This window comes from Rhodococcus sp. MT28, from assembly GCF_058792695.1.
Genome location: NZ_JBXAFD010000003.1, coordinates 104,122 through 125,791, shown reverse-complemented (window position 1 = coordinate 125,791; position 21,670 = coordinate 104,122). Strand labels below are relative to the sequence as shown.

Genomic DNA, 21,670 nt, shown 5'->3' with positions numbered 1-21,670 from the left:
GGACTATCACACAGTCGCGGCGGTATCCGCGACCGGAGCCGATTCGGAAGCACCGGCGGAATCGAGCTCGAGAACCTTCGAGGACCAATCCCAGACCTGGTTGAACAGGCCTTCGTTGTCGGTGAGCTTGACGCCGATGGACGGAACCATCTCGCGGAGCTTGCCCTTCCAACCCTGGAACTCGGTCGGGAAGCAGCGCTCGAGTACGTCCAGCATCGCCGGGACGGCCGTGGACGCACCGGGCGAAGCACCGAGCAGGCCGGCGATGGAACCGTCCTCAGCGGCGACCACAGCGGTACCGAATTCGAGGACACCACCCTTGCCCTTGGCACGGCGGATCACCTGGACGCGCTGGCCCGCGGTGATGAGTTCCCAGTCCTGGGCCTGCGCCTTGGGCGCGAACTCACGCAGATCCCAGATGCGACCGGCTTCGTTCTTGGCAAGCTCGCTGACCAGGTACTTGACCAGGCCGAGCTCGCTGACACCGACACCGAGCATCGAGAGGATGTTGTTCGGCTTGACCGAGCCGGGCAGGTCCGTGACGCGACCCTGCTTGAGGAACTTCGGCGACCAACCAGCGTAGGGACCGAACAGCAGACCCGGCTTGTTGCCGATGACACGGGTGTCCAGGTGAGGCACCGACATGGGCGGGGCGCCGACGGCAGCCTTGCCGTAGACCTTGGCGCTGTGCTGGTCGATGAGTTCGGGGTTGGTGCATCGCAGGAAGGCACCGCTGACCGGGAAGCCACCGAAGCCCTTGGCTTCCTTGATGCCCGACTTCTGCAGCAGGTGCAGGGCGCCGCCACCGGCACCGACGAACACGAAGCGCGAGCGAACGGTGCGCTTTTCACCGGTGCGACGGTTGGTGACCTTGACGGTCCAGGACTTGTCCGAGTTCTGGGTCAGGTTGGTGACCTCGTGGCCGAAGTACATCTTGCCGCCGGTCTTGCCGATGTAGCCGATGAGCTGCTTGGTGAGCGCTCCGAAATCGACGTCGGTGCCGTCCTGGCTCCAGTTCAGGGCGATGGGATCGGAGAAGTCGCGTCCCTTGGCCATGAGCGGCAAACGCTTGCTGAACTCGGCCGGATCGTCGATGTACTCCATACCGCGGAAGAGCGTGTGGCCGGCAAGTGCGTCGTAACGAGCACGGAGATACTTGGCGTTGGCCTCACCGTGAACGAAGCTCACGTGCGCGATGGGGTTGATGAATTCCTTGGGCTGTGTCAGGACGCCCTGCTCTACCGCGTGTGCCCAGAACTGGCGTGACACCTGGAATTGCTCGTTGACGTTGACGGCCTTCTTGATGTCGACCGTGCCGTCCGAGTTCTCAGGTGTGTAATTGAGCTCACACAGGGCTGAGTGACCGGTTCCCGCGTTGTTCCAGGGGTCGCTGCTCTCGGCTGCGACGGCATCGAGCCGCTCGAAGGTCGAGATCGACCAATCGGGCTGCAGCTGGCGCAGCAATGCACCCAGCGTGGCGCTCATGATGCCTGCGCCCACGAGCACTACATCCGTCTTCGTCTCTACCGCGTTCTGATTCGACACTGGAGAATCGACTTCCTTGTCATTAGCCGTGCGCGCATCCGCCTGCTGTGTTACGCCGAATAGGTTACCCGTGCGTACACGCGCGGTTCACCACCCCCAATTGTGCTCTACAACGCGCACTCGAAACGACGATTAGATTGTGATTTGTGACTACTTGGGTTCCAGACGTCCTCGGTGACGGATATCAGCAGCTGACGATCCCGCTCGGAACGGATCCGGACGGCGAAGGCGAGGTGGACGCAACACTGGTCCGCTACCAACCGCAGAAGGAGGCGGTGAAGACACACCGTGCCGTTTTGTACGTGCACGGCTTCACCGATTACTTCTTCCAGAAGCACCTCGCCGAGCACTTTGCCGAGCAGGGTTACGCCTTCTTCGCACTCGACCTGCGTAAGTGCGGCCGCTCCCTCAAACCGGGGCACACAGCTCATTACGTCTCCGACCTTGCGCTCTACGACGCCGAACTGAACGAAGCGCTGCGCATCGTCCGCAGCGAGACCGAGGGCAGCGAGGTGCTGCTCATGGCGCACTCCACCGGCGGTCTGATCGTTCCGCTCTGGCTGAACCGTTTGCAGCGCAAGCCCGGTGGCAGCGACGGCGCCGGAATCTGCGGGCTGGTACTCAACAGCCCCTGGTTCGACCTTCAGGGTCCCTCAGTGGTGCGCAACGTCGGTACTACGGCGATCGATGCGCTCGGACGGGTATCGGCGAAGACGGTGATCCCGGGAACTGGATTACCGACTTACGGTTCCAGTCTTCATGTTTCGGCCAACGGCGTCTGGGATTACAACCTCGACTGGAAGCCACTGGCCGGCTGCCCCGTTACCTTCGGCTGGATGCGGGCCGTCCGAGCGGGTCACGCAAAACTTCACCGCGGCCTCGACATCGGAGTGCCCGCGCTGATTCTGCGCTCGAAGAAGTCACAGTTCGCGAAGGCGTACAACCCGAGCGTCGACCTCGCCGATTCCGTGCTCGACGTCAAGCAGATCGCACGTTGGGCCGGTTGCCTCGGCGATCGCACCACCATAGTCCCGATCGACGGCGCCCGTCACGACGTGTTCCTTTCGACCGAGAAGCCCTTGGCCACAGCCTTTTCCGAACTCGACCTGTGGTTGGAGTGGCTCGACGGCCACCTCACGCCGGCCGCAGAAAATTCGGCAAGCACAGCAAGCAACACACAGGAGATCGCGCAGTGACGCACTACGACCTTGCAATCATCGGCAGCGGATCCGGAAACTCGCTGCCAGACGCGCGGTTCGACGGCAAGAAGATCGCAATCCTCGAAGAGGGCACCTTCGGCGGAACGTGCCTCAATGTCGGGTGTATCCCGACCAAGATGTTCGTCTACGCCGCCGAGGTGGCACGCACCGTCACCACTGCCGAGAAGTACGGCGTCGACGCCACGCTCGACGGCGTTCGTTGGTCCGACATCGTCAAGCGCGTCTTCGGCCGCATCGATCCCATTTCTGCAGGTGGTGAGCGGTACCGCAGCGAAGACAGTCCCAACACCACCGTCTACCGCGGCCACGCCACGTTCACCGGCGACAAGACGATCGACACCGGAACCGGCGAGACGATCACCGCTGACCAGGTGGTCATCGCAGCCGGTTCGCGTCCGATCGTCCCGGACGAGATCGCGTCGAGTGGTGTGAAGTACTACACCAACGAAGACATCATGCGACTGCCCGAACTTCCCGAGCACCTCGTGATCGTCGGCTCCGGATTCATCGCCACCGAGTTCGCACACGTGTTCTCCGCGTTGGGTTCTCGCGTGTCGATCATCGGTCGCAGCCAGCGGCTGCTGCGGCACCTCGACGACGAGATCTCCGAGCGCTTCACCGAGTTGGCCGAACAGAAGTGGGACGTCCATCTGGGCTCCCCCCTCACGTCGGTACGCGGCGATGGCGACAACATCGCCGTCGAACTGGCAAATGGCACAGTCGTTTCCGGTGACGTTCTCCTCGTCGCGGTGGGTCGTCAGCCGAACGGTGACCTACTCGGTCTCGACAAGGCCGGCGTCGAACTCGACGACAAGGGCTCGATCGTGGTCGACGAATACCAACGCACCACCGCCGAGGGCGTCTTCGCACTCGGTGACGTCTCCTCGCCGTACCAGCTCAAGCACGTCGCCAACCATGAAGCGCGCGTTGTTCAGCACAACCTGCTCCAGGACGCGTGGAAGGACACGTCCGGGCTTCGCAGCACCGATCACCGCTTCGTACCGGCAGCCGTGTTCACCGACCCGCAGATCGCCGACGTCGGAATGACGGAGAAGCAGGCTCGCGACGCCGGGCTCGACATCACCGTCAAGGTGCAGGCTTACGGCGACGTCGCGTACGGCTGGGCGATGGAGGATCAGGAGGGCATCTGCAAGGTGATCGCCGAGCGCGGCACCGGACGCATCCTCGGCGCCCACGTCATGGGTACGCAGGCTCCGACCGTCATCCAGCCGCTCATTCAGGCGATGAGCTTCGGTTTGTCAGCTCAGGACATGGCGCGCGGCCAGTACTGGATCCACCCGGCCCTGGCCGAAGTGGTCGAGAACGCGCTGCTCGGCCTCGACATCTGAGCCCCGCAGCCCTTATGACGCCGAAAAAGCGGGCACTCCTCGCAATGGGAGTGCCCGCCTTTTCGTCGGTCAGAGTTTCACCAGGGGCTGGTACGCAGCACGATCTCGGTTGCGAGTTCGGCCGGTGCCGACTTGACGACGTCGTCGACACCCGGAAGTTCCGTCACGCGGAAGTCGGAGTACACGAAACGACCGCTGGCGTCGGCGATGGCCCGACCTCCACTGCCCACGACTACGGTGGTCGGAACCTCGACCGGCGGTACGCCGGCAATATCGCTGGCCGACGGATGTCCACGGTCCACGGCGATCAAACTCGCGAAGCGGCCGAACTGACGTGCAGCCAACAGCCACGCGAGATCGGCGCCCTCCCGGTGACCGACCAGGTTCACCCAGGCGATGTTCAACTCGTCCAGAAGTACCACTGCCGAGGTCTCGTCGAGATTCTCGATCGATTCCACCGCGACGGTCCGCAGATCCGAATGGTGCAGTCGCTCACACACATCGTCGTACAAGTCGACGGGGTCGCCCTTGCCGGGAAGCAGGAGTACCGCATGCTTGCTGACCGGCCCGTCGATCCGAACGGTGCACGAACCACTGCCCACCGCTACTCGAGTCAATTCCATGTCTGGAAACGGTACGCGATCCACACAGTGGAGGACCCTGGAGTCGACAGAAGTATGACCACTCATACATTCACGCGCCGCTACGAGCCCGAATTGTTCGCTCTGTACCGCCTCCACTCGGAGCGAAAGTGGCTTTCGGCGCATCTGAGGCGACGGGCGTACCGTTCGCTCGAAAGTGGGGGTGGGCCGAACTCCAGTGGGGCGCGGGTCTAGGTACCGGACGGTTTGGGGAGCCTCGTCATTCCGTAGACGTGATCAGCGCGCACCGTGAGGATCTGTCGACGCTCCGCAACCATCGCTTCGCGGTACTCCTCCCAATCGGGATGCTCCTGACCGCTGATGTCCCGGTACAGCTCGACCAGTGCGTCAGACACTTCGTCGTGAGGATCGGCCGCGACGGGTGTCACCTCGGCAAGTCCTTCGATCACGGCGTAGCTCCAGAAGTCGGGCGCGCTGACGTGAAGGGAAACCCGCGGATCGCGGATCGCATTTTTACTCTTGGCGCGATCAGCTGTGATGGACACGGAAGCCGTCTTCGACTCGACGTCCCAGCGGTAAATGATGTTGGACAACTGTGGGCGGCCGTCACGCTTGACGGTTGCCAACACACCTTGTTTTCCCTCGGCCACGAGTGCGAACAACGCGTCGTCGGTGTCTGTGTCATTGCTCATATCTGCACCAACGACGCCGTGCGGCCGGTTTGTTCCGGAGGCAGTCCAGTTCGAAGATCGCGGACCGCAATCGCGCGATGTCTCTTCCCCCGATGGACGACAGCGGACAAAGATGGTCGACATGGCAACTTCTCACGACATCCTCCGACTGACTGCGTTCAGTTCGGATCCGGCCGGCGGTAATCCCGCCGGCGTGCTGCTCGACGCGCGTGGACTCGACGACTCCGAATTACAATCCGTTGCAGCCGAAGTCGGGTATGCCGAGACGGCGTTCCTCATCGAACCGGAACTCGGAGGCAACCCGCGCCACAGCCGGATCCGGTACTTCTCCCCCATCGCCGAAGTACCGTTCTGCGGTCATGCCACTATTGCGACGGCCATCGCTCTCACCGAGCGAGACGGTGACGGAACCTTCACATTCGAAACACCGATCGGACCGGTATCCATCGACACGGCGACCGACGAGGACGGAACGTCCACCGCGACCTTCACCAGCGTCGAACCATCGGTCTCGCCGATCGATCATGCTGTACTGACAGCACTGCTCGGGCTCATCGGCGTCGATTCGTCTGCGCTCGACGCGCGGTATCCCGCAATGCTCTCGTACGCCGGCAACACGCACCCGATCGTCGTACTTCGTGATCAGGCAGCCTTCGACGAGTTCACCTTCGACCCATCCGCAATGCGAACTCTGATGGACGCGCAGGGGTGGGCCGGCACGGTGACGATCCTGCATCCCCTCGACGACAACACCTTCGAAGCCCGAAATCTGTTTCCGGTGGGAAACATCGTCGAGGATCCCGCAACCGGGTCCGCAGCGGCGTCGACCGGCGGTTACCTGCGCAAACTCGAACCCGCGGCCACTCCGCGGCGGATCACCATCCACCAGGGCCGACACGTCGGGCGACCCAGCGTTCTCGCGGTCGAGATCCCGGTCGACGGCGGTATCGCGGTCACCGGCACCGCCGTGCCGACAGACGACCCCCGGTAACCACCAGCGATGAGTTTCTCCCGGCCGGCGGGTCTATTCACCAGAGCGACGTCACAAGACCATCGCATCGAGCCGGGAGAACATCATGTCTGCAATCGCTTCAACCGCACACAACCTCCACCTCACCAAGCCGCGTGCCGTACTCGGGGCCACGGTCATGGCCCTCGTCGCCAACCTGATCCTGTGGCTGATCGGCCTGGCATCGGGCGGATCGTTCGAGATGACAGATCAGGGAAAGGTGGCGAGCGTAGCTCCCGGCGGGGTCATCACACTTACGGTAGTGCCGTTGCTGGTCGGTTTGTCGCTCGCAATGTTGATCTCACTGAAGTGGGAGCCGATCATCCGCATCGCTCAGGTCGTGGGTGCAGTGTTTGCGCTCGGCACCATCGCCCTGACGATCGCCGCGGACTTCGACGCCGCCAGCACGGTCACGCTCGCGCTGATGCACGTGGTTGTCGCCGCGAGCGTGGTCGTCGCGCTCGAGGCCGTACGTCGGTCTCCGTCGAACTAGACCGCGGTAGGCGGCGCGGAATACGTCTCGACGATCTCGGCTGCCACGTCACGCAACTTGGTGTTCGTGGTCTGAGACTGCCTGCGCAGCATGTGAAATGCGGTGTCGGCGTCGATCCGATGGATGGCCATCAGCATGCCTTTGGCCTGTTCTATCGGCGCCCGAGTCTCGAGCGCGCGTTGCAAGGCGTCAGCTACCGCCTTGGCAGATTTGAAACGGGAGAAGTCTCCGATCGCGCGTGAGACTGTTGTCGTGAGAATCTCCATGACTTCCGCGTCGACGCTGTCGAAGGCCGCTGGGGCACGTCCGTACAGGTTGAACGAACCGAGTCGCTGATCCGGCGTGAAGAGCGGCGCCGCGAGAAAGGACTTGATCCCTTCGTCCTTCGCGGCCGCCGCGAACCGCGGCCAGCGTTCCGCGCTGGTCTCGGCATCAACGACTACGGTTTCACCGGTTCGAGCCGCGTGCAGACATGGTCCGTCGCCGGCGTCGTATTGCTCGATGTCGACGCGCAGGGTCCGCGAATCGGTATGAACGGCGGTGTAGGTCTGCCCGGCAAGATCGATGGTGACGCCGATGCTGTCGGCGCCGTCGATGGCGTCGTTCGCGATTTCGACGGCGCGCTGGAGCAGAACCACGAGTTCGTCCTCGTCGCCGATACTTCCCCCGAGCGCTGCCAGCAACTCTCTGACCGCACGTGCCGTCAGCCGAGTTTCCGCAGCCTCGACGGCGACGTCAGCACCCGTTGCCGTCGCATCGTCCGGCAGTACCGACGGCACCGAATCCTCGGTTCTCGGGTCGAAGCCTCTGGGGTCGAAAGCGGTATCCACGACGAAGCATTCTTCCAGTTTCACGGGCACCAAGGAGAGTGAGTTCGGTGACAGAACCCGGCAAACCGCCGAGTCGTCATCGCCATCGATCGAGTGCGACACCGAGATTCCGCCTCGCCCGAGTGTGCTGGCCACGAACCGCGTCCGGACTCAGTTCCAGGACAACAGCGATCTGCGGATACGTCATGCCCTCCACTTCTCGCAAGACCCAGGCAGCACGCTGACGCAGTGGCAGGCGATCGAGTTCGGATTCCAGGGCATCGAGAAATGCTGTGCCGCAGACTTCTTCGCTCGGATCACGCAAACGGGGATCAGCTTCTTCCCGGAGTTCGTCCATATCGGCGGCGCAGGAGCCGACTTTTCGATAGAAATCCGAGATCTTGCGAGAACAGATCGCGAACAACCAGGTCTTGGTGCTCGAGCGCCGCTGAAACCCCGGAAGTTGGCGCCACGCAGCGACGCAGGTTTCCTGGACGATGTCGTCGACGTCACTCTCGCTCGCGAGCAGTCGACGGGCAAATCGATACAAGTGCGGGCCGTATCGGCGGACGATGACGTCGAAGGCCGCGTGATCGCCGAGCATTGCCGAGTCGACCAGCACCTCGTCACTGAAGTCGGTCAGCAAGCCGTCGAATTGATCTGTCACCGCGCACACTCCTACTAGGGAGCCGTCGCGGGAGTGAGGCCTGGCTATTCTACCGCGTCCACGTCGACACCCGCGGGAGCGCTCTCAGGCTTCGAGTGCGGAAGCAATGACGGGGAGCCCGATAGGCGCCCCACCGTTGATCAGTTTCTCGAGTAGATCCTGATCGAGGTGCTGCTCGACGAGATCAGCGAGAAGGTCGAGTTGTTGTTCTCGCACCGCGGCAACCGCGGTGTCGGGTGCAGCAACAAAACCGGGAACCGCGAGCTCACGCAGCAGGCTGCGCCGAAAGTCGTCACTTTCCAGGAGACCGTGCCAGTGTGTCCCTCGAACAGGCCCTCGCACACTGCCTTCCGGCATACCGCTCGAGTCCGCCAGCAATGGGTGGTCCCCGTTGCGCACGACGCGTCCGTGATGAATCTCGTACCCGGACACCGAGATACCGTCTGCCGTACCGGTCATCTGCGCCAGCACCTTGTCCGGAGCGAACTCGACATCGAGGTCCAGCAGACCCAGTCCCGCGGTGGTCCCTGATCCTGATTCGACGTCGTCGACGATGGAATTACCCAGCATCTGGTAACCGCCGCAGATTCCCAGGACTGCTTGCCCGCGACCTGCTCGCGCGACGATCTCGTCGGCCAGGCCGGTACTTCGCAACCACTCGAGGTCACTTACGGTGGACTTACTACCGGGGATCACCACGAGGTCCGCGTCGCGAATTCGCGACGGATCGGTCACCCACGAAACTGCCACGCCCGGTTCACATGCCAGTGCCTCGACGTCCGTGGAGTTGGAGATGCGCGGGAGCCGAACCGCAGCAACGGTGAGCCAGGCCGAACCGACGGGTGGGCCCGGGCGCCCTACCGGGGCATTGCCGGTGACGCCAAGCGAATCCTCGGCGTCGAGCCAAAGATCGTCGGCAAACGGGATCACTCCGAGAGTGGGTCGACCGGTGAGGCTGCGCAGTTGTTCCAGTCCGGGTTCCAACAGTGCAACGTCACCGCGGAATTTGTTGATCACAAATCCCGCGATCAATGCCTGGTCGCTGGGCGAGAGCACAGCAACGGTCCCGAACAGATGGGCCAGGACGCCGCCGCGATCGATGTCACCGACGACGACGACCGGAATCCGCGCAGCCTCAGCCAATCCCATGTTGGCAAGATCCGTTGCGCGCAAGTTGATTTCGGCCGGTGAACCGGCGCCTTCACAGATCACGACGTCGAACTCGGATCGAAGCGATTCGAGATCTTCGGCCACGACGGCGCGAAGCCACTGCCGATGCTGCATGTAGTCGCGAGCACCCACTGTGGTCATCGCCTTGCCCCGAACAACCAATTGCGACGTGCGGTCACTTCCAGGCTTGAGCAGCACCGGATTGAATCGAACACTCGGCTCCAGACCGCATGCACGCGCCTGAAGTGCCTGCGCACGGCCGATCTCTCCGCCGTCCAGCGTGACCACGGAGTTGTTCGACATGTTCTGCGCCTTGAACGGCGCCACTCGGACGCCTCGACGCGCCAACATGCGACACAATCCGGCCACAAGAACGCTCTTGCCTGCGTCGGAAGTAGTGCCGGCTACCAGCAGAGCGCCGCGCATCTCCGAACTCAAGGCAGGGTGAGAATCTCTGCACCGGTCTCGGTGACCACCAAGGTGTGCTCGAACTGCGCCGTCCACTTACGGTCCTTGGTGACGACGGTCCAACCGTCCTCCCAGATCTCGTAGTCGATACCACCGAGGTTGATCATCGGTTCGATCGTGAAGACCATGCCCGGTTCGATGATCGTCTCGACCGCAGGCTCGTCGTAGTGCAGGATCACGAGGCCGTTGTGGAAGGTCTCGCCGATTCCGTGTCCGGTGAAGTCCCGGACGACGCCGTACCCGAACCGATGGGCGTAGGACTCGATGACACGTCCGATCACGTTGAGCGCGCGGCCGGGCTTGACGGCTTTGATGGCCCGCATCGTTGCCTCGTGTGTGCGCTCGACGAGCAAGCGGTTCTCTTCGGACACGTCACCGGCGAGGAATGTCGCATTGGTGTCGCCGTGTACCCCGTTGATGTACGCGGTGACGTCGATATTGACGATGTCGCCGTCCTGGATCACAGTCGAGTCGGGGATTCCGTGGCAGATCACCTCGTTGAGAGACGTGCAGCACGACTTGGGAAAGCTCTTGTAGCCCAACGTCGACGGGTATGCACCGTGGTCGAGCATGAACTCGTGTGCGATGCGGTCGAGTTCGTCGGTCGTGACACCGGGAGCGACAGCCTTGCTGGCTTCCTGCAGCGCGCCTGCAGCGATCTTGCTGGCGATGCGCATCGCCTCGATCGTTTCCGGCGTCTGAACCCAGGGCTCGTTGCCCTCTTTGGCGGTCGGCTTCCACGCGTACTCGGGCCGCTCGATCTTCGAGGGCACAGCGAGGACGGGAGAGACGGTTCCAGGGACCAATGGGGTACGCACAGACATGCAGAACAGCCTAGACCTCGCGTCGCGCGTCAGCCGGATGCACTCCAGTTCCGGAAAACCGGGTCGACGAGAATTCTGACGGGGGTCGACATCGTCTGTCCGAATTCCTCGAAGAGCACGTCGCGAGATTCGAAGGTGCCCAGATCGCGGTCGACGAATTCGGAGAAGTCCAAGCAATCACACGAAACAGACTTGCCCCAACTGATCGGAGCGCGTCCGATCGCGTCGAACAGTGTCTCCTCGCCGGTGTTCGTGAACGGTTCGAGCGCTGAGACCACCGCAGGTGAAACGATCTCGGAGATGTCCTGCCAGCGTCCGTCGACCAGAAATTCCGGCCACGCCAGCAGCACTGACTTCGGAATCACCGCATGTAGACGCCGAAATCTCGGGTACCAGAATTCCCCGCGTAGTACGAGACCGCGTACTCGGGTGGCGATACCTCGGCGGCGAGCCAACGCTTCGACGATAGCCAGTCTCTGACTGCAGGATCCGCGCTCTCGACTCAATGTCACCGAGACGGGTTGCCGGTCGTCGAGGCCGTACACCGGCCGAATATTTGCAGCGACGCTGCGATGCGCCGACACCAGGAACTCCTGCGCCGACTGGATCGCACCTTCTGCAATGTCCTCGTAGAGGCGGGCCACGTCGTCGTGGCCCCAGTCGAGGATCGGAGTTGCGGCCACATCGCCACCCGACGCGTCGTGGCGGATGTCACCTTTGCGGATTCCACCGAGCAGTACGCACGTCATGTCTCAACCGTAGTGCGCGACCGGAATCCGTGGAGCCTGACAGAATCCCAACCGTGAAGAAATGGCTGTTGTTGATCACCGCGATCCTTACCGAGGTGTCTGCGACGCTGTCGTTGCGCGCCGCCCTCGATCACCCGGCTTGGTACATCGTGGTCGTCGGCGGATATCTCGCAGCATTCACCGCCTTGTCGTTCGTCCTGCGGGAGGGCATGGGACTCGGTGTTGCATACGGAATCTGGGGCGCAACCGGAGTTGTCCTGACCGCAGTATTCGCAACGGCCCTTTTCGGAGATCCTCTGACGGCCACCATGGGCGTCGGGATTGCACTGGTCATCGGCGGAGTGCTGTGCGTCGAACTCGGCTCTCAGGCTGCCGCCGACAGCGGGCCGGCGGACCCAGCATGACCTTCGTATTTCTGATCGCTGCAATTATTTCCGAGGTCACCGCGACATTGTCACTACGGATGGCGTCGCAGGACGGCAGCGACAAACGATGGCTCGCGGTTGTCACCGTGGGGTATCTCGCCGCTTTCGCCTTCCTGGCCCTCGCGCTCGACGCGGGCCTCACCATCGGCGTCGCATACGGAATCTGGACCGCATGCGGAGTGGCGTTGACGGCAATCGCATCCCGTATTCTCTTTCGCGAACCGCTGACCAGGCTCATGATGGTCGGGATCGGCCTCATCGCGGCAGGCGTGCTTCTCATCGAACTCGGTGCGAGTCACTGATCGCTGCCCACATCAGTGTAAGGTTTACCTAACTTTGCTCTGGAGGTAGTCCACGGTGCTGATCCCTGCCCTTCGTGAAATCGACGACGGTCCACAGCTGGACGACGATTCCCACTTACGGGAATCCGACCGCCACACTCCGATGGCGCGCGCCGTCCCGGCGCCGTTCCAACTCACGACGTACATCGTCGAGACCGACCACATCACCCGGTGGCCAGAGCACGCTCACATCGAGCACGAACTGATCTGGTCCGACCGCGGTGTCGTCAACATGATCATCGACAATCAACTCTGGACCGTCACGCCCGGCGTCGGCCTATGGATCCCCCGCGGGGTCCTCCACGAAGGTCAGGCAAATCCCCACGTCGCATTCCGCGCCACGCTCTTCACCCCCGAGCTGTGGACCCCCGCCTGGAACGAACCGTGCATCGTGACACTGAGTGAGGCAGCCCGGGCACTGCTGATACACCTCGCCCACACTGGAATGCCTGCAGAACAACGCCTTCGGGCACAGCAGGTTTGTGTCGATCTCCTCACCCCGGCATCAGCACCTCACTTCGACGTACCGATCCCCCGAGATCCGCGGCTACGGATGCTCGTCGACAAAGTGCTGTCGGATCCCGCCGACGATCGATCACTCGATCAGTGGGCTCACGTTCTCAATCTCAGCCGACGTACGGTCACCCGGATTTTTGCCGCGGAACTCGCCTTGAGCTTTGCGCAGTGGCGCACTCTGGTTCGTATGAGCACGGCCCTCGGCATGCTCGGGACTGGAATGAGTGTGAACGCCGTCAGCCGCCGTGTCGGTTACGGGACGTCGAGTTCCTTCATCGCCGCTTTTCGCAAGACGGTCGGCTACACCCCCGGCAATGCGCTCGCCGCTGTCAACTGACTCGAGCCTGACCTGTTGTCGACATCGGCTGGCCCCTTCGCTACACGCACGCGCCCTACATTCACTTAGGTAAGCCTGCTCTCATGCGCGTACTGCGCTGAGTCGTGCAAGCACTTCCCTGATCAATCCCGAGGAGTTTCGCGTGTTCAGATCTGCCCGTCAGAGAATTCGTCCCCAGCGGAGGCGACGAATCGTTGTTGCGCTCATGCTGGCGGCGGCACTGCCTCTGACCGCCTGCACACAGTCGTCATCGGACGCCCAGGAAAACAATTCATCGGCATCCGCCGTCGAGGACGGCGCCTATCCCGTGACGATCAAGCACGCTTTCGGCGGGACCACCATCGACAAGGAGCCGACACGGATCCTCACCCTCGATTCCGCAGCGGCAGACACGGTCATCGCCCTGGGTGTCACTCCGATCGCGATGCAGAAGGACTCTTGGGCCGGCGACGCCGACGGGTTCCTGCCGTGGACCCGCGCCGAACTCGAAAAGTCGGGCCAGACGCTGCCCACGCCTGCGCCGTACTACTCCGACAGCGGCGAGCTACTGTTCGAGCAGATTCTCAATGCCGCGCCTGATCTGATTCTTGCCCCGTACTCGGGCTTCTCCGAGCAGGATTACCAGCGCCTGAGCTCGATCGCCCCGACCCTCCCGTACGACACCAAGCCGTATCAGCCCAGCTCGTGGCAAAACCTCGCCACCGATGTCGGCAAGGCACTCGGGCGTCCCGCTCAAACCGCGGCGCTGATCAAGTCGGTTGAGGAATCGGTCCAGGAATCGAAGGCGAGTCATCCCGAATTCAACGGAGTCACTTTCGCCTTCGGTTCCTACATCCGTGAAGGAGAAACCGAAACCGCCATCTACGGTCCGGACGATCCGCGCGTCAAGTTTGTCGAAAACCTCGGGCTCACAGTCGCTCCCGACGTGGTGAACGGCGCCAAGAACTTTGCCGGCGACTCGTTCCTTTTCGGCATCAGTATGGAAAAGCTCGACACGATCGACACCGACGTGTATCTCGGTTGGGCAAGCGATCAGTCGGAAGTCGACAGCACATTGGCCAACACTCTGTTCTCGCGGTGGCCGGTCATCGCCAACGGCAAGGACCTGTGGATCACCGACAATCGCCTGACTGCAGCGACAATGTACGTCAGCCTTCTGAGTGTTCCGTGGGCGACCGACGAACTCGTGCCACAGTTGACCGAACTGGTCGCAAAATAGCAGCCCGCTCGGTCTGATCAAGCAACTGAAGGCCACTCACCGCGAAGTGTCGCGAAAACCACGGTGTCGGTCCACTCGTTCTTGATCCACGCGTTCTGCCGAAAATGTCCCTCTCGCCTCATACCGATCCGCTGCGCGAGTCGCGCCGAGGATTCGTTTCTCGAATCCATTCGCGCGACCACGCGGCGCAATCGGGGTGTCGCGAACGCGAGGTCGATCAGAGCGGTCACTGCTTCCGTCGCGAATCCTCGGCCGCCGAACTCGGGCGAAAATGCCCACCCGAGTTCGGCGGTGTGCTCGACTTCGGCTGTGCAATCAGATTCTTCGACTCGCCAAGCACTCACGCTTCCGACAACCCGGCCCCCGTACTCGACAACAAGTGCCACCGCGCCCGATGCCAGGTCGCGGCGAGACATTCTGGTCTGCACGGCCTCCCGAGCCTCCGCGAGACTCCAGGGTTCGTTGAGCAAATATCGGCATACGTCGCTGCGCCCGTAGAAGGTGAGAAGATCCCGGTGATCGCCTGGGCGGTAGGTACGGAGCACCAGCCGGTCCGTCCGGATCACACCCGGTGCAGGCCTCATCGCCACACCTACGTCCGCCATATCCATGCCGTCACGGTAGGTTCTTTCGAATTCGTAGGCGAATGAATATCGCAATGCTGTGCAGCGCTCAATGTTTGATTTGCCCTCCGACGGGCTACTTCACCACCGTAAAAGGTCGGGACAGGGAAATATGCCAGGCTATTTCGCGCTTGAAATCTAGGGGCGGTCATGTCCGAGGATTCACTGGTAAAGCAGGGTGTGGCAAAAGGAAGCGCGCTGGGCGGAGCCGTTCTCCTCATCACAGTCGGCGTGCTCGAAATCCTCCAAGGCATCTCGGCGATATCGGAGGACGACGTGACAGTCGTCGGCCCGGAATACACGTACCAATTCGACCTCACTTCGTGGGGATGGATCCACCTCGTACTCGGTGTGCTCGTCACCGCTGTCGGAATCATGCTCTTCACCGGCGCGACGTGGGCACGGGTAGGCGCGATAGTCATCTGTTCTCTGTCGATCCTCGCGAATTTCCTGTGGCTACCCCACTCGCCGTGGTGGTCGATCATCATCATCGCGCTCGACGTATTCGTCATCTGGGCCGTCGCGACCTGGAATACCGAGGTCATCTGAGGTCACCCGCCGAATCATCTTCGCAGTTCAGCATTTCAACTGTGCGCCAGTAGTTTCCGTCCCGGGAGGACCATCATGGCAAACGGCACGAGCGACGGACCACTCCAGGAGGACGAACGTGCCGAACTAGCCCGGTTGCGCGAAGAGGTAGCAACACTTCGCGAGCAGACTCCCAGCGCCCGCGAAACGACCGTCGAGAAAGTCTCCCGACCACCTCGACATGGGCTGCGGTGGACCGCGGTGACAATCCTGCTGGTGCTGGTCGCACTGCTCGCAGTCTTGTCGGTAACCACCCGCTTCGTACGTAGTCAGATCCTCGACACGGACCGCTACGTCAGCACGGTAGCGCCACTGGGTGAGAATCCAGCCGTGCAAGCGGAGATCACGAATCAAGTCACGGACGAGATCTTCGATCGCGTCGACGTCGAAGGGCTCACCACCGAGGCACTCACAGCATTGACGGACGTGTCGAATCTCGAAGCCAACACCCCTCGCGTGGACCAGGCGTTGGTGGGTTTGGCACCGGTGATCGCCGGCCAGGCGAAGAGTTTCGTCCACGACACAGTGGCCTCGCTCGTTCGGACGCAGCAGTTCGAAGACCTTTGGATTCAGGCGAACCGAGCGGCGCACAACTCCCTCGTCGCCGTCATGACCGGAAACTACGGACCCGACTCGGTCGAGGTCGACCAGAGCGGAACGGTCAGCATTTCACTGAGCACGATCATCGACCGGGTGAAAACGGCGCTGACCGACCGCGGCTTCGCTTTCGCAGACAAAATCCCGTCCGTGGACAAGGAGTTTGTTCTCTTCCAGTCCCCCGAGCTGGTGAAGGCGCAGCGAGCCGTCTCGGCACTCGACAAGGTCTCGGCGGTGCTGCCGTGGTTGGGAATCGCTTGCGCAGCAGCCGCTGTCGCCGTTGCGCCAACCGGTCGCAGGCTTCGTACGCTGTCCCTGGTCGGACTGTCGATTGCGTTGGGAATGCTTGTTCTTGCGATCGGAATTCTGATCGGGCGCGCAATCTACCTCGACAGTGTCCCTACCGATATCCTCTCGCCAGACGCCGCCACCGCTGTCATCGACACAGTTCTGGTTCCGCTTCGGACGAGCCTTCGCGCGGTTGCGGTCCTCGGTGTGGTGGTGGGGCTCGGCGCCTACCTGATCGGTGGGTCGTCGTCGGCGATCGCCGTTCGTCGAGGCTACGGGCAGGCGTTGGACTTCGTCCGGCATTCTGCAAGCGGCCGAACGCCGAATCAGGTGGAGCGGTGGGCCAATCAGCTTCGTGTCCCACTGCGCTGTGCCATCATCGGCATCGCCGCCCTGTTGCTGCTCTTCTGGCGCTACCCCACCGGATTGGTCGTTGGTTGGATCGTCGTCATTGCGCTCGTTGCTCTCGTCGCACTGGAAGTATTGGTTCGTCCCGCACGCGCCGCCGCGCAGGACGCCGCGCCTGACGACGGCGGAACCGACGACGCCAGGCCCGGGGCAGAAGATACGAAAACTACGCCAGCGCCTTTGCCTTGATGGCCTGGAATTCCTCTTCGTTGATCGCGCCTGAGTCGAGAAGCTCTCTGGCGTCGGCGATCTGCTGAGTCGGCGATTTCCCGGCGACCTTTCGAATGTAATCACTCTGCGCGTGTATGTGCTCTTGAGCGGCTTCCATCGACCGCCTCGTCATTCCGTCATTCTTGACGACCACGTAGATCATCGCGGACAGGAATGGAATGACGAAGAGGAATATCATCCACAACGCCTTGGCCCAGCCTGAAGTCTCGTGATCACGGAACAAGTCGGTGATGATCGAGAACAACACGCTCAAGTACGCCACAAAGGCAAAGCAGACGAAGATGAACCAGAAGAATTCCCAGAAGCCTTCCATGTCAACGCTCCCTGTACTCGGTTTTACACATCAGGAGTTCGGGAGGCTGACGTTCCGCGCCTGAGCTCCTGCATTCGGCCAGAACTCCCTGGTCCAAGGTCATTTCAGTATGCGCCGACGATCCCCGTTCCGGCTACAGCTCGAGAGAGTTCAGACTCGCCGACCGCTCATCCATTATCGGAATCACGATTCTCCGATCCGAGATCTCTTGTCTGGCCGCCTTTTCGACCAGAAGAGGCACGAAGTCGCGGATCCGACATCCCGCAAAACGCTGGTGAATTGTTCGCACTCTGTTTTCGATCTCCGGTGGAGGAACGGCGGGATAGCGGGAAATCAGGCGTGTGATCACCCGCTCGACGTGGAGCAACTCTTCGTCGCCAGTCATCCATTAATGGTCGTCCGTCCAGCCGAGCACGTCAAGACTCGGAAAGGGTTCGAAAACAACACGATTCGGGTCTCGATTACGAAGAGAATAGGTTCACCGAATATGGGGCATACACATAAGGGCGGACGGTTCCCCGCGCGCTCGCGTTGCGCTCATGATGCCAGGGAGTGGAAGTGGGAAAGAACGCTCGGATTCTTCACGACGACACCCCGTCGACCCTTACCGACGACGCGCCGCCCGTGGCACAAAAGCCGATGAAGAACAAGGTGTACCGCCGCAAACTCAAGCCGTTGCACGGCGAACTCGTGGCTTTGCAGGAGTGGGTCAAATCGTCTGGAGCCAAGGTCTGCATCGTATTCGAAGGTCGAGATACCGCGGGGAAGGGCGGTGTCATCAAAGCCATCACCGAGCGAGTGAGTCCGCGAGTGTTCCGGGTCGTTGCGTTACCCGCCCCGACCGAGCGAGAGCATTCGCAGATGTATGTCCAACGCTACGTCCCGCATCTTCCGGCTGCCGGTGAGATCGTCATCTTCGACCGAAGTTGGTACAACCGTGCCGGTGTAGAACGAGTAATGGGCTTTTGCACCGAAGAACAAGCACATCAATTTCTCCAGCTCATTCCGACCGTCGAACGCGCGATCGTCGAATCGGGAGTCATTCTGCTCAAGTACTGGCTCGAGGTCAGCGAAGAACAGCAGCTCTTACGTCTGCAGAGCCGGATCGACGACCCTCGAAAGATCTGGAAGCTGTCGAATCTCGATCTGAAGTCGTTCAGTCATTGGTACGACTACTCGCGTGCCCGCGACGAGATGTTTCGCTTCACCGACACCGGCTGGGCGCCATGGTATGTCGCAAACAACAATGACAAGAAACGCGGACGACTCAACATCATCAGCCACATTCTGAGTCAGATCCCCTACGAGCCCGTGCAATCCACGGACATCACCCTGCCGAAACGGCAGAAGGCTCACGGCTACCAGACGCCCAAACAACCGCTGCACTGGATTCCGACCCGGTATTGACGATCGCCAAGGAAAGGATGTGCGGTCATGAGCCCCACGCCGTGGCATGCGCAGAGTGGCGAATCAGTCGTGTCCGTACTGCAGTCGGACCCGGAGCGCGGACTGCAGTCGGATGAGGCCGACCAACGGCGACGACGCTACGGGTCGAACGAAATCACCTCGACGCCACCGCCGTCGACGTGGTCGATCGCGCTGTTGCAGCTGAAAGATCCGATGAACTTGATGCTCGTCGCCGTGGCCGCGGTCAGCATCGCCATCGGTGAAGTGCCGACAGCAATCGTGGTGGCGGTGCTCGTCGTGCTCAACATCGTCCTCGGAACTCGACAGGAGTTGAAGGCACGGGCGAGCGTCGACGCCCTCGCCAAGATGCAGACGCCCCAAGCACGGGTCATTCGTGACGGGAACCTGATACAACTCGACGCTACCGAACTGGTGCCGGGTGACATCGTCCAAGTCGAGGCAGGAGACATCATCGCTGCCGACGGACGGTTGCTCGCCACCACCACCCTGGAGACGCAGGAAGCCGCATTGACCGGGGAAAGCGCGCCGATACCGAAGGACCCGAATACGCTGAACAACGAGGATATTCCGCTCGGAGACCGCAGCAATCTGGTCTTCCAGAACACCTCGGTCACCCGCGGCACGGCGACCATGGTGGTCACCGAGACCGGGATGCAGACGCAGATAGGCCAGATCGCGTCGATGTTGTCGGCGGTCGCCCCTGGCAAGTCGCCACTTCAACGTGAATTGGACTCTCTCACCAAACTTCTCGGAATCATCGCGTGGACGGCAGTGATCGTCATCGTCGTCATCGGGCTCCTTCGTGGGCAGGACCTGACTACGCTTCTGCTCCTTGGTATCGCAATGGGAGTGTCCGCGATTCCGACCGGCCTGCCAACATTCGTCCAGGCGATGCTGGCCTACGGTGCCCGTCAACTGGCCGACGCCAAGGCCGTCGTGAAGAACCTGACCGACGTCGAAACACTCGGCGCGACCAGTGCAATCAACTCGGACAAGACCGGCACGCTGACAATGAACCAGATGACCGTCCGATCGCTGTACGTCCACGGCCGTTGGTACACGGTCGACGGCGAAGGCTACGCCAAAGCGGGAAGGATCACGCAGGTTGCCGGCGAGGCACCACCCGACTTCACCCTTCTCGCATACGGACTGTGTCTCGACAGCGATGCAACGGTTTCCGATTCCGGGGAAGTTGTCGGCGACCCGACCGAGGCCGCGCTCGTGGTGCTCGCGGCAAAGATCGGTGCCGACGCCCCACTCACCAGACGGACCTACCCGCGGGTGGCGACGGTTCCGTTCGATTCCGCGTACAAGTTCATGGCCACGTACCACCACCTCGAAGTCGACGGCGTAAGTCAGTTCGTCGGATTGGTCAAAGGCGGACCCGATGTCGTCCTCGCTCGGTGTTCTTCGGCCATTCTCCCCGGCCGTCGGCAGGTCCCGATCGAGGAAGTCCGAGACGAACTCACTTCAGCAAATCAGTCCATGTCCGAAAAGGGTCTTCGGGTGCTGGCATTCGCGGTCAGACGCCTCGACGGACGGGAAGACGCTGTCGTGGCCGACCCCATGTCCTTTGTCGAGGACCTGACGTTTGTCGGTATGGCAGGCATCATCGACCCGCTGCGTCCGGAGGCGGTCGATTCGGTGCGAACCGCACACCGGGCCGGCATCGAGGTCCGCATGATCACCGGCGACCATGCCATCACCGCCGCAGCGATCGGTGCCGAACTCGGACTCGGCCCGGGCTCGGTGGGCGGCGGCGAGTTGCAAGCGATGACCGATGAAGAACTGTCGACCGCGTTGCCGAACCTGCACGTGTTCGGCCGCGTCACTCCGCAGGACAAACTTCGCTTGGTCGATGTCATGCAGAGCGGTGGCGCCGTCGTCGCGATGACCGGAGACGCGGTCAACGACGCCGCCGCGTTGAAGAAGGCAGACATCGGCGTCGCCATGGGCTCGGGCAGTGAGGTGACCAAACAGGCGGGCAAGATGGTGCTCACCGACGACAACTTCGGCACCCTCATCACCGCGATCACTTTGGGCCGCAACATCTACGGAAAAATCGTCTCGTACATCCGCTACCAGATGTCGAAACTCTTCTCCTTGGTTCTCCTCTTCCTCGCTGCGAGCATCTTCAACATCAACGAGGGTGTGGCACTGACGCCACTAATGGTGCTGTTCCAGCACTTCTTCATCACACTGTTCCCCGTCGCCGTGATCATGCTCGACCCGCCGCCACCGGATCTGATGAACAAGCCTCCGCGCGATCCCAAGATGCCGATCGCACATCGAAGCGCAGTCGCTCAGTGGCTCGCGTACGGTGTCCTGCAATTTGCCGTGACACTCGCGGCGATGCTTCTCGCACCCGGTGAAACGAGTACTTCCGAGGCGAATGTTCCCATGACCACAGCATTCGTAGTGCTCTCTCTCGGTTCGATTCTCGCGGGGCTTACCATGCGGCGTGATCCCGAGTCCGGCGTGGTTCCACCGGTTCTCGGTGCCATCAAGATCTTGACGATCCCCACGGTCGTGACCGTATTCGCCGTCGAGGCGGGCGTCCTCCAGGACCTCCTCATGACAACCTCACTGACCGGCGCCCAGTGGCTCGCCTGCCTGGGTTGGTCGCTGATCATCCCGGTTGTCGTCGAGTTGGACAAGGCAATTCGACGCCGCCGCCTCGCACAGGCACCTGCGCCCCTCCCTGCGACCACCGCGGTTGCCCCCGAGCGCGCCCGTTCGCTCCACTGAGGGAGGACAAT

Annotated in this window: 23 protein-coding genes; 12 read left to right on the top strand and 11 right to left on the bottom strand. The window is 61.9% G+C overall.

Annotated features, from left to right (window positions below; genetic code table 11):
• Window positions 1-6 precede the first annotated feature (6 nt).
• Window positions 7-1,545: a malate dehydrogenase (quinone) gene (gene mqo, locus AC1Q6C_RS13325; RefSeq protein WP_003942820.1), complete on the bottom strand. Its 1,539-nt coding sequence runs from the start codon at window positions 1,543-1,545 to the stop codon at window positions 7-9.
• Window positions 1,546-1,691: 146 nt separating this feature from the next.
• On the opposite strand from mqo, the gene AC1Q6C_RS13320 reads away from it, so the two are divergent.
• Both AC1Q6C_RS13320 and mtr read left to right on the top strand, forming a co-directional pair.
• A complete protein-coding gene (locus tag AC1Q6C_RS13320; RefSeq protein ID WP_030535628.1) occupies window positions 1,692-2,741 on the top strand; it encodes an alpha/beta hydrolase in 1,050 nt (349 codons plus the stop codon).
• The gene (mtr, locus tag AC1Q6C_RS13315) at window positions 2,738-4,114 is read left to right on the top strand and encodes a mycothione reductase (protein WP_230359772.1); all 1,377 of its coding nucleotides are present in this window, start codon (window positions 2,738-2,740) and stop codon (window positions 4,112-4,114) included. The genes AC1Q6C_RS13320 and mtr overlap by 4 nt, the downstream gene beginning before the upstream one ends.
• 77 nt (window positions 4,115-4,191) lie before the next feature.
• On the opposite strand, the gene AC1Q6C_RS13310 is transcribed toward mtr, so the two are convergent.
• Together AC1Q6C_RS13310 and AC1Q6C_RS13305 are read right to left on the bottom strand one after the other, a co-directional pair.
• Window positions 4,192-4,737: an alpha/beta fold hydrolase gene (locus AC1Q6C_RS13310; RefSeq protein ID WP_003942671.1), complete on the bottom strand. Its 546-nt coding sequence runs from the start codon at window positions 4,735-4,737 to the stop codon at window positions 4,192-4,194.
• Between the two features lie 209 nt (window positions 4,738-4,946).
• Window positions 4,947-5,408 carry a PPOX class F420-dependent oxidoreductase gene (locus AC1Q6C_RS13305; protein WP_030535630.1) on the bottom strand — a complete coding sequence of 154 codons (462 nt, stop codon included), beginning with the start codon at window positions 5,406-5,408 and terminating at the stop codon, window positions 4,947-4,949.
• 121 nt (window positions 5,409-5,529) lie between these two features.
• Between AC1Q6C_RS13305 and AC1Q6C_RS13300 the strand changes: the two genes are divergently transcribed.
• Complete coding sequence (locus AC1Q6C_RS13300) at window positions 5,530-6,399, top strand: PhzF family phenazine biosynthesis protein (RefSeq protein WP_225320352.1); 870 nt, start codon at window positions 5,530-5,532, stop codon at window positions 6,397-6,399.
• An 85-nt stretch (window positions 6,400-6,484) separates the two neighbouring features.
• On the top strand, window positions 6,485-6,910 hold the full coding sequence (locus tag AC1Q6C_RS13295; protein WP_007734977.1) for a DUF6069 family protein: 426 nt from the start codon (window positions 6,485-6,487) through the stop codon (window positions 6,908-6,910).
• Here the strand turns inward: AC1Q6C_RS13295 and AC1Q6C_RS13290 are convergent.
• From AC1Q6C_RS13290 to AC1Q6C_RS13270, 5 genes are all read right to left on the bottom strand, one after another.
• Window positions 6,907-7,740 carry a GAF and ANTAR domain-containing protein gene (locus tag AC1Q6C_RS13290; protein ID WP_054188597.1) on the bottom strand — a complete coding sequence of 278 codons (834 nt, stop codon included), beginning with the start codon at window positions 7,738-7,740 and terminating at the stop codon, window positions 6,907-6,909. The genes AC1Q6C_RS13295 and AC1Q6C_RS13290 overlap by 4 nt on opposite strands.
• 76 nt (window positions 7,741-7,816) lie before the next feature.
• Window positions 7,817-8,386 (bottom strand): RNA polymerase sigma factor, encoded by a 570-nt coding sequence (locus tag AC1Q6C_RS13285; RefSeq protein ID WP_007734974.1) that lies wholly within the window; start codon window positions 8,384-8,386, stop codon window positions 7,817-7,819.
• A gap of 84 nt (window positions 8,387-8,470) precedes the next feature.
• On the bottom strand, window positions 8,471-9,982 hold the full coding sequence (locus AC1Q6C_RS13280; protein WP_003942774.1) for a cobyric acid synthase: 1,512 nt from the start codon (window positions 9,980-9,982) through the stop codon (window positions 8,471-8,473).
• An 8-nt stretch (window positions 9,983-9,990) separates the two neighbouring features.
• Entirely contained in the window at window positions 9,991-10,848 is an 858-nt protein-coding gene (gene map / locus AC1Q6C_RS13275; RefSeq protein ID WP_492666650.1) for a type I methionyl aminopeptidase, read from the bottom strand.
• 29 nt (window positions 10,849-10,877) lie between these two features.
• Window positions 10,878-11,597: a transglutaminase domain-containing protein gene (locus AC1Q6C_RS13270; RefSeq protein ID WP_007734968.1), complete on the bottom strand. Its 720-nt coding sequence runs from the start codon at window positions 11,595-11,597 to the stop codon at window positions 10,878-10,880.
• 53 nt (window positions 11,598-11,650) lie between these two features.
• Between AC1Q6C_RS13270 and AC1Q6C_RS13265 the strand changes: the two genes are divergently transcribed.
• The 4 genes from AC1Q6C_RS13265 (at window position 11,651) to AC1Q6C_RS13250 (ending at window position 14,435) form a co-directional block, all read left to right on the top strand.
• Window positions 11,651-12,001 (top strand): DMT family transporter, encoded by a 351-nt coding sequence (locus AC1Q6C_RS13265; RefSeq protein ID WP_003942817.1) that lies wholly within the window; start codon window positions 11,651-11,653, stop codon window positions 11,999-12,001.
• Window positions 11,998-12,324, top strand: a complete 327-nt coding sequence (locus AC1Q6C_RS13260) for a DMT family transporter (RefSeq protein WP_007734966.1) — start codon at window positions 11,998-12,000, stop codon at window positions 12,322-12,324. The genes AC1Q6C_RS13265 and AC1Q6C_RS13260 overlap by 4 nt, the downstream gene beginning before the upstream one ends.
• A 55-nt stretch (window positions 12,325-12,379) precedes the next feature.
• On the top strand, window positions 12,380-13,216 hold the full coding sequence (locus tag AC1Q6C_RS13255; RefSeq protein WP_007734963.1) for a helix-turn-helix transcriptional regulator: 837 nt from the start codon (window positions 12,380-12,382) through the stop codon (window positions 13,214-13,216).
• Between the two features lie 142 nt (window positions 13,217-13,358).
• Entirely contained in the window at window positions 13,359-14,435 is a 1,077-nt protein-coding gene (locus AC1Q6C_RS13250) for an iron-siderophore ABC transporter substrate-binding protein (RefSeq protein ID WP_223304443.1), read from the top strand.
• Window positions 14,436-14,452: 17 nt separating this feature from the next.
• On the opposite strand, the gene AC1Q6C_RS13245 is transcribed toward AC1Q6C_RS13250, so the two are convergent.
• Window positions 14,453-15,046: a GNAT family N-acetyltransferase gene (locus AC1Q6C_RS13245; RefSeq protein WP_050656477.1), complete on the bottom strand. Its 594-nt coding sequence runs from the start codon at window positions 15,044-15,046 to the stop codon at window positions 14,453-14,455.
• A 162-nt stretch (window positions 15,047-15,208) separates the two neighbouring features.
• Between AC1Q6C_RS13245 and AC1Q6C_RS13240 the strand changes: the two genes are divergently transcribed.
• Together AC1Q6C_RS13240 and AC1Q6C_RS13235 are read left to right on the top strand one after the other, a co-directional pair.
• Window positions 15,209-15,607, top strand: a complete 399-nt coding sequence (locus tag AC1Q6C_RS13240) for a DUF7144 family membrane protein (protein WP_064444480.1) — start codon at window positions 15,209-15,211, stop codon at window positions 15,605-15,607.
• Between the two features lie 75 nt (window positions 15,608-15,682).
• Window positions 15,683-17,128 (top strand): hypothetical protein, encoded by a 1,446-nt coding sequence (locus AC1Q6C_RS13235; protein WP_064444479.1) that lies wholly within the window; start codon window positions 15,683-15,685, stop codon window positions 17,126-17,128.
• Here the strand turns inward: AC1Q6C_RS13235 and AC1Q6C_RS13230 are convergent.
• The gene (locus AC1Q6C_RS13230) at window positions 17,106-17,483 is read right to left on the bottom strand and encodes an SHOCT domain-containing protein (protein ID WP_007734948.1); all 378 of its coding nucleotides are present in this window, start codon (window positions 17,481-17,483) and stop codon (window positions 17,106-17,108) included. The genes AC1Q6C_RS13235 and AC1Q6C_RS13230 overlap by 23 nt on opposite strands.
• A gap of 133 nt (window positions 17,484-17,616) precedes the next feature.
• Window positions 17,617-17,868, bottom strand: coding sequence for a three-helix bundle dimerization domain-containing protein (locus tag AC1Q6C_RS13225; RefSeq protein WP_007734945.1), 252 nt, complete (start codon window positions 17,866-17,868; stop codon window positions 17,617-17,619).
• Window positions 17,869-18,059: 191 nt separating this feature from the next.
• On the opposite strand from AC1Q6C_RS13225, the gene ppk2 reads away from it, so the two are divergent.
• Both ppk2 and AC1Q6C_RS13215 read left to right on the top strand, forming a co-directional pair.
• Window positions 18,060-18,890: a polyphosphate kinase 2 gene (ppk2, locus tag AC1Q6C_RS13220; protein WP_238592738.1), complete on the top strand. Its 831-nt coding sequence runs from the start codon at window positions 18,060-18,062 to the stop codon at window positions 18,888-18,890.
• Window positions 18,891-18,917: 27 nt separating this feature from the next.
• Window positions 18,918-21,659 (top strand): cation-translocating P-type ATPase, encoded by a 2,742-nt coding sequence (locus AC1Q6C_RS13215; RefSeq protein ID WP_064444478.1) that lies wholly within the window; start codon window positions 18,918-18,920, stop codon window positions 21,657-21,659.
• Window positions 21,660-21,670 lie beyond the last annotated feature (11 nt).

Coding starts and splice junctions, on each gene's coding strand:
- AC1Q6C_RS13310 (WP_003942671.1), bottom strand. CDS start 4,737: ATGGAATTGACTCGAGTAGCGGTGGGCAGTGGTTCGTGCACCGTTCGG.
- AC1Q6C_RS13305 (WP_030535630.1), bottom strand. CDS start 5,408: ATGAGCAATGACACAGACACCGACGACGCGTTGTTCGCACTCGTGGCC.
- AC1Q6C_RS13300 (WP_225320352.1), top strand. CDS start 5,530: ATGGCAACTTCTCACGACATCCTCCGACTGACTGCGTTCAGTTCGGAT.
- AC1Q6C_RS13295 (WP_007734977.1), top strand. CDS start 6,485: ATGTCTGCAATCGCTTCAACCGCACACAACCTCCACCTCACCAAGCCG.
- AC1Q6C_RS13280 (WP_003942774.1), bottom strand. CDS start 9,982: ATGCGCGGCGCTCTGCTGGTAGCCGGCACTACTTCCGACGCAGGCAAG.
- map (WP_492666650.1), bottom strand. CDS start 10,848: ATGTCTGTGCGTACCCCATTGGTCCCTGGAACCGTCTCTCCCGTCCTC.
- AC1Q6C_RS13270 (WP_007734968.1), bottom strand. CDS start 11,597: ATGACGTGCGTACTGCTCGGTGGAATCCGCAAAGGTGACATCCGCCAC.
- AC1Q6C_RS13260 (WP_007734966.1), top strand. CDS start 11,998: ATGACCTTCGTATTTCTGATCGCTGCAATTATTTCCGAGGTCACCGCG.
- AC1Q6C_RS13245 (WP_050656477.1), bottom strand. CDS start 15,046: ATGGATATGGCGGACGTAGGTGTGGCGATGAGGCCTGCACCGGGTGTG.
- AC1Q6C_RS13240 (WP_064444480.1), top strand. CDS start 15,209: ATGTCCGAGGATTCACTGGTAAAGCAGGGTGTGGCAAAAGGAAGCGCG.
- AC1Q6C_RS13235 (WP_064444479.1), top strand. CDS start 15,683: ATGGCAAACGGCACGAGCGACGGACCACTCCAGGAGGACGAACGTGCC.
- AC1Q6C_RS13230 (WP_007734948.1), bottom strand. CDS start 17,483: ATGGAAGGCTTCTGGGAATTCTTCTGGTTCATCTTCGTCTGCTTTGCC.
- AC1Q6C_RS13225 (WP_007734945.1), bottom strand. CDS start 17,868: ATGACTGGCGACGAAGAGTTGCTCCACGTCGAGCGGGTGATCACACGC.
- AC1Q6C_RS13215 (WP_064444478.1), top strand. CDS start 18,918: ATGAGCCCCACGCCGTGGCATGCGCAGAGTGGCGAATCAGTCGTGTCC.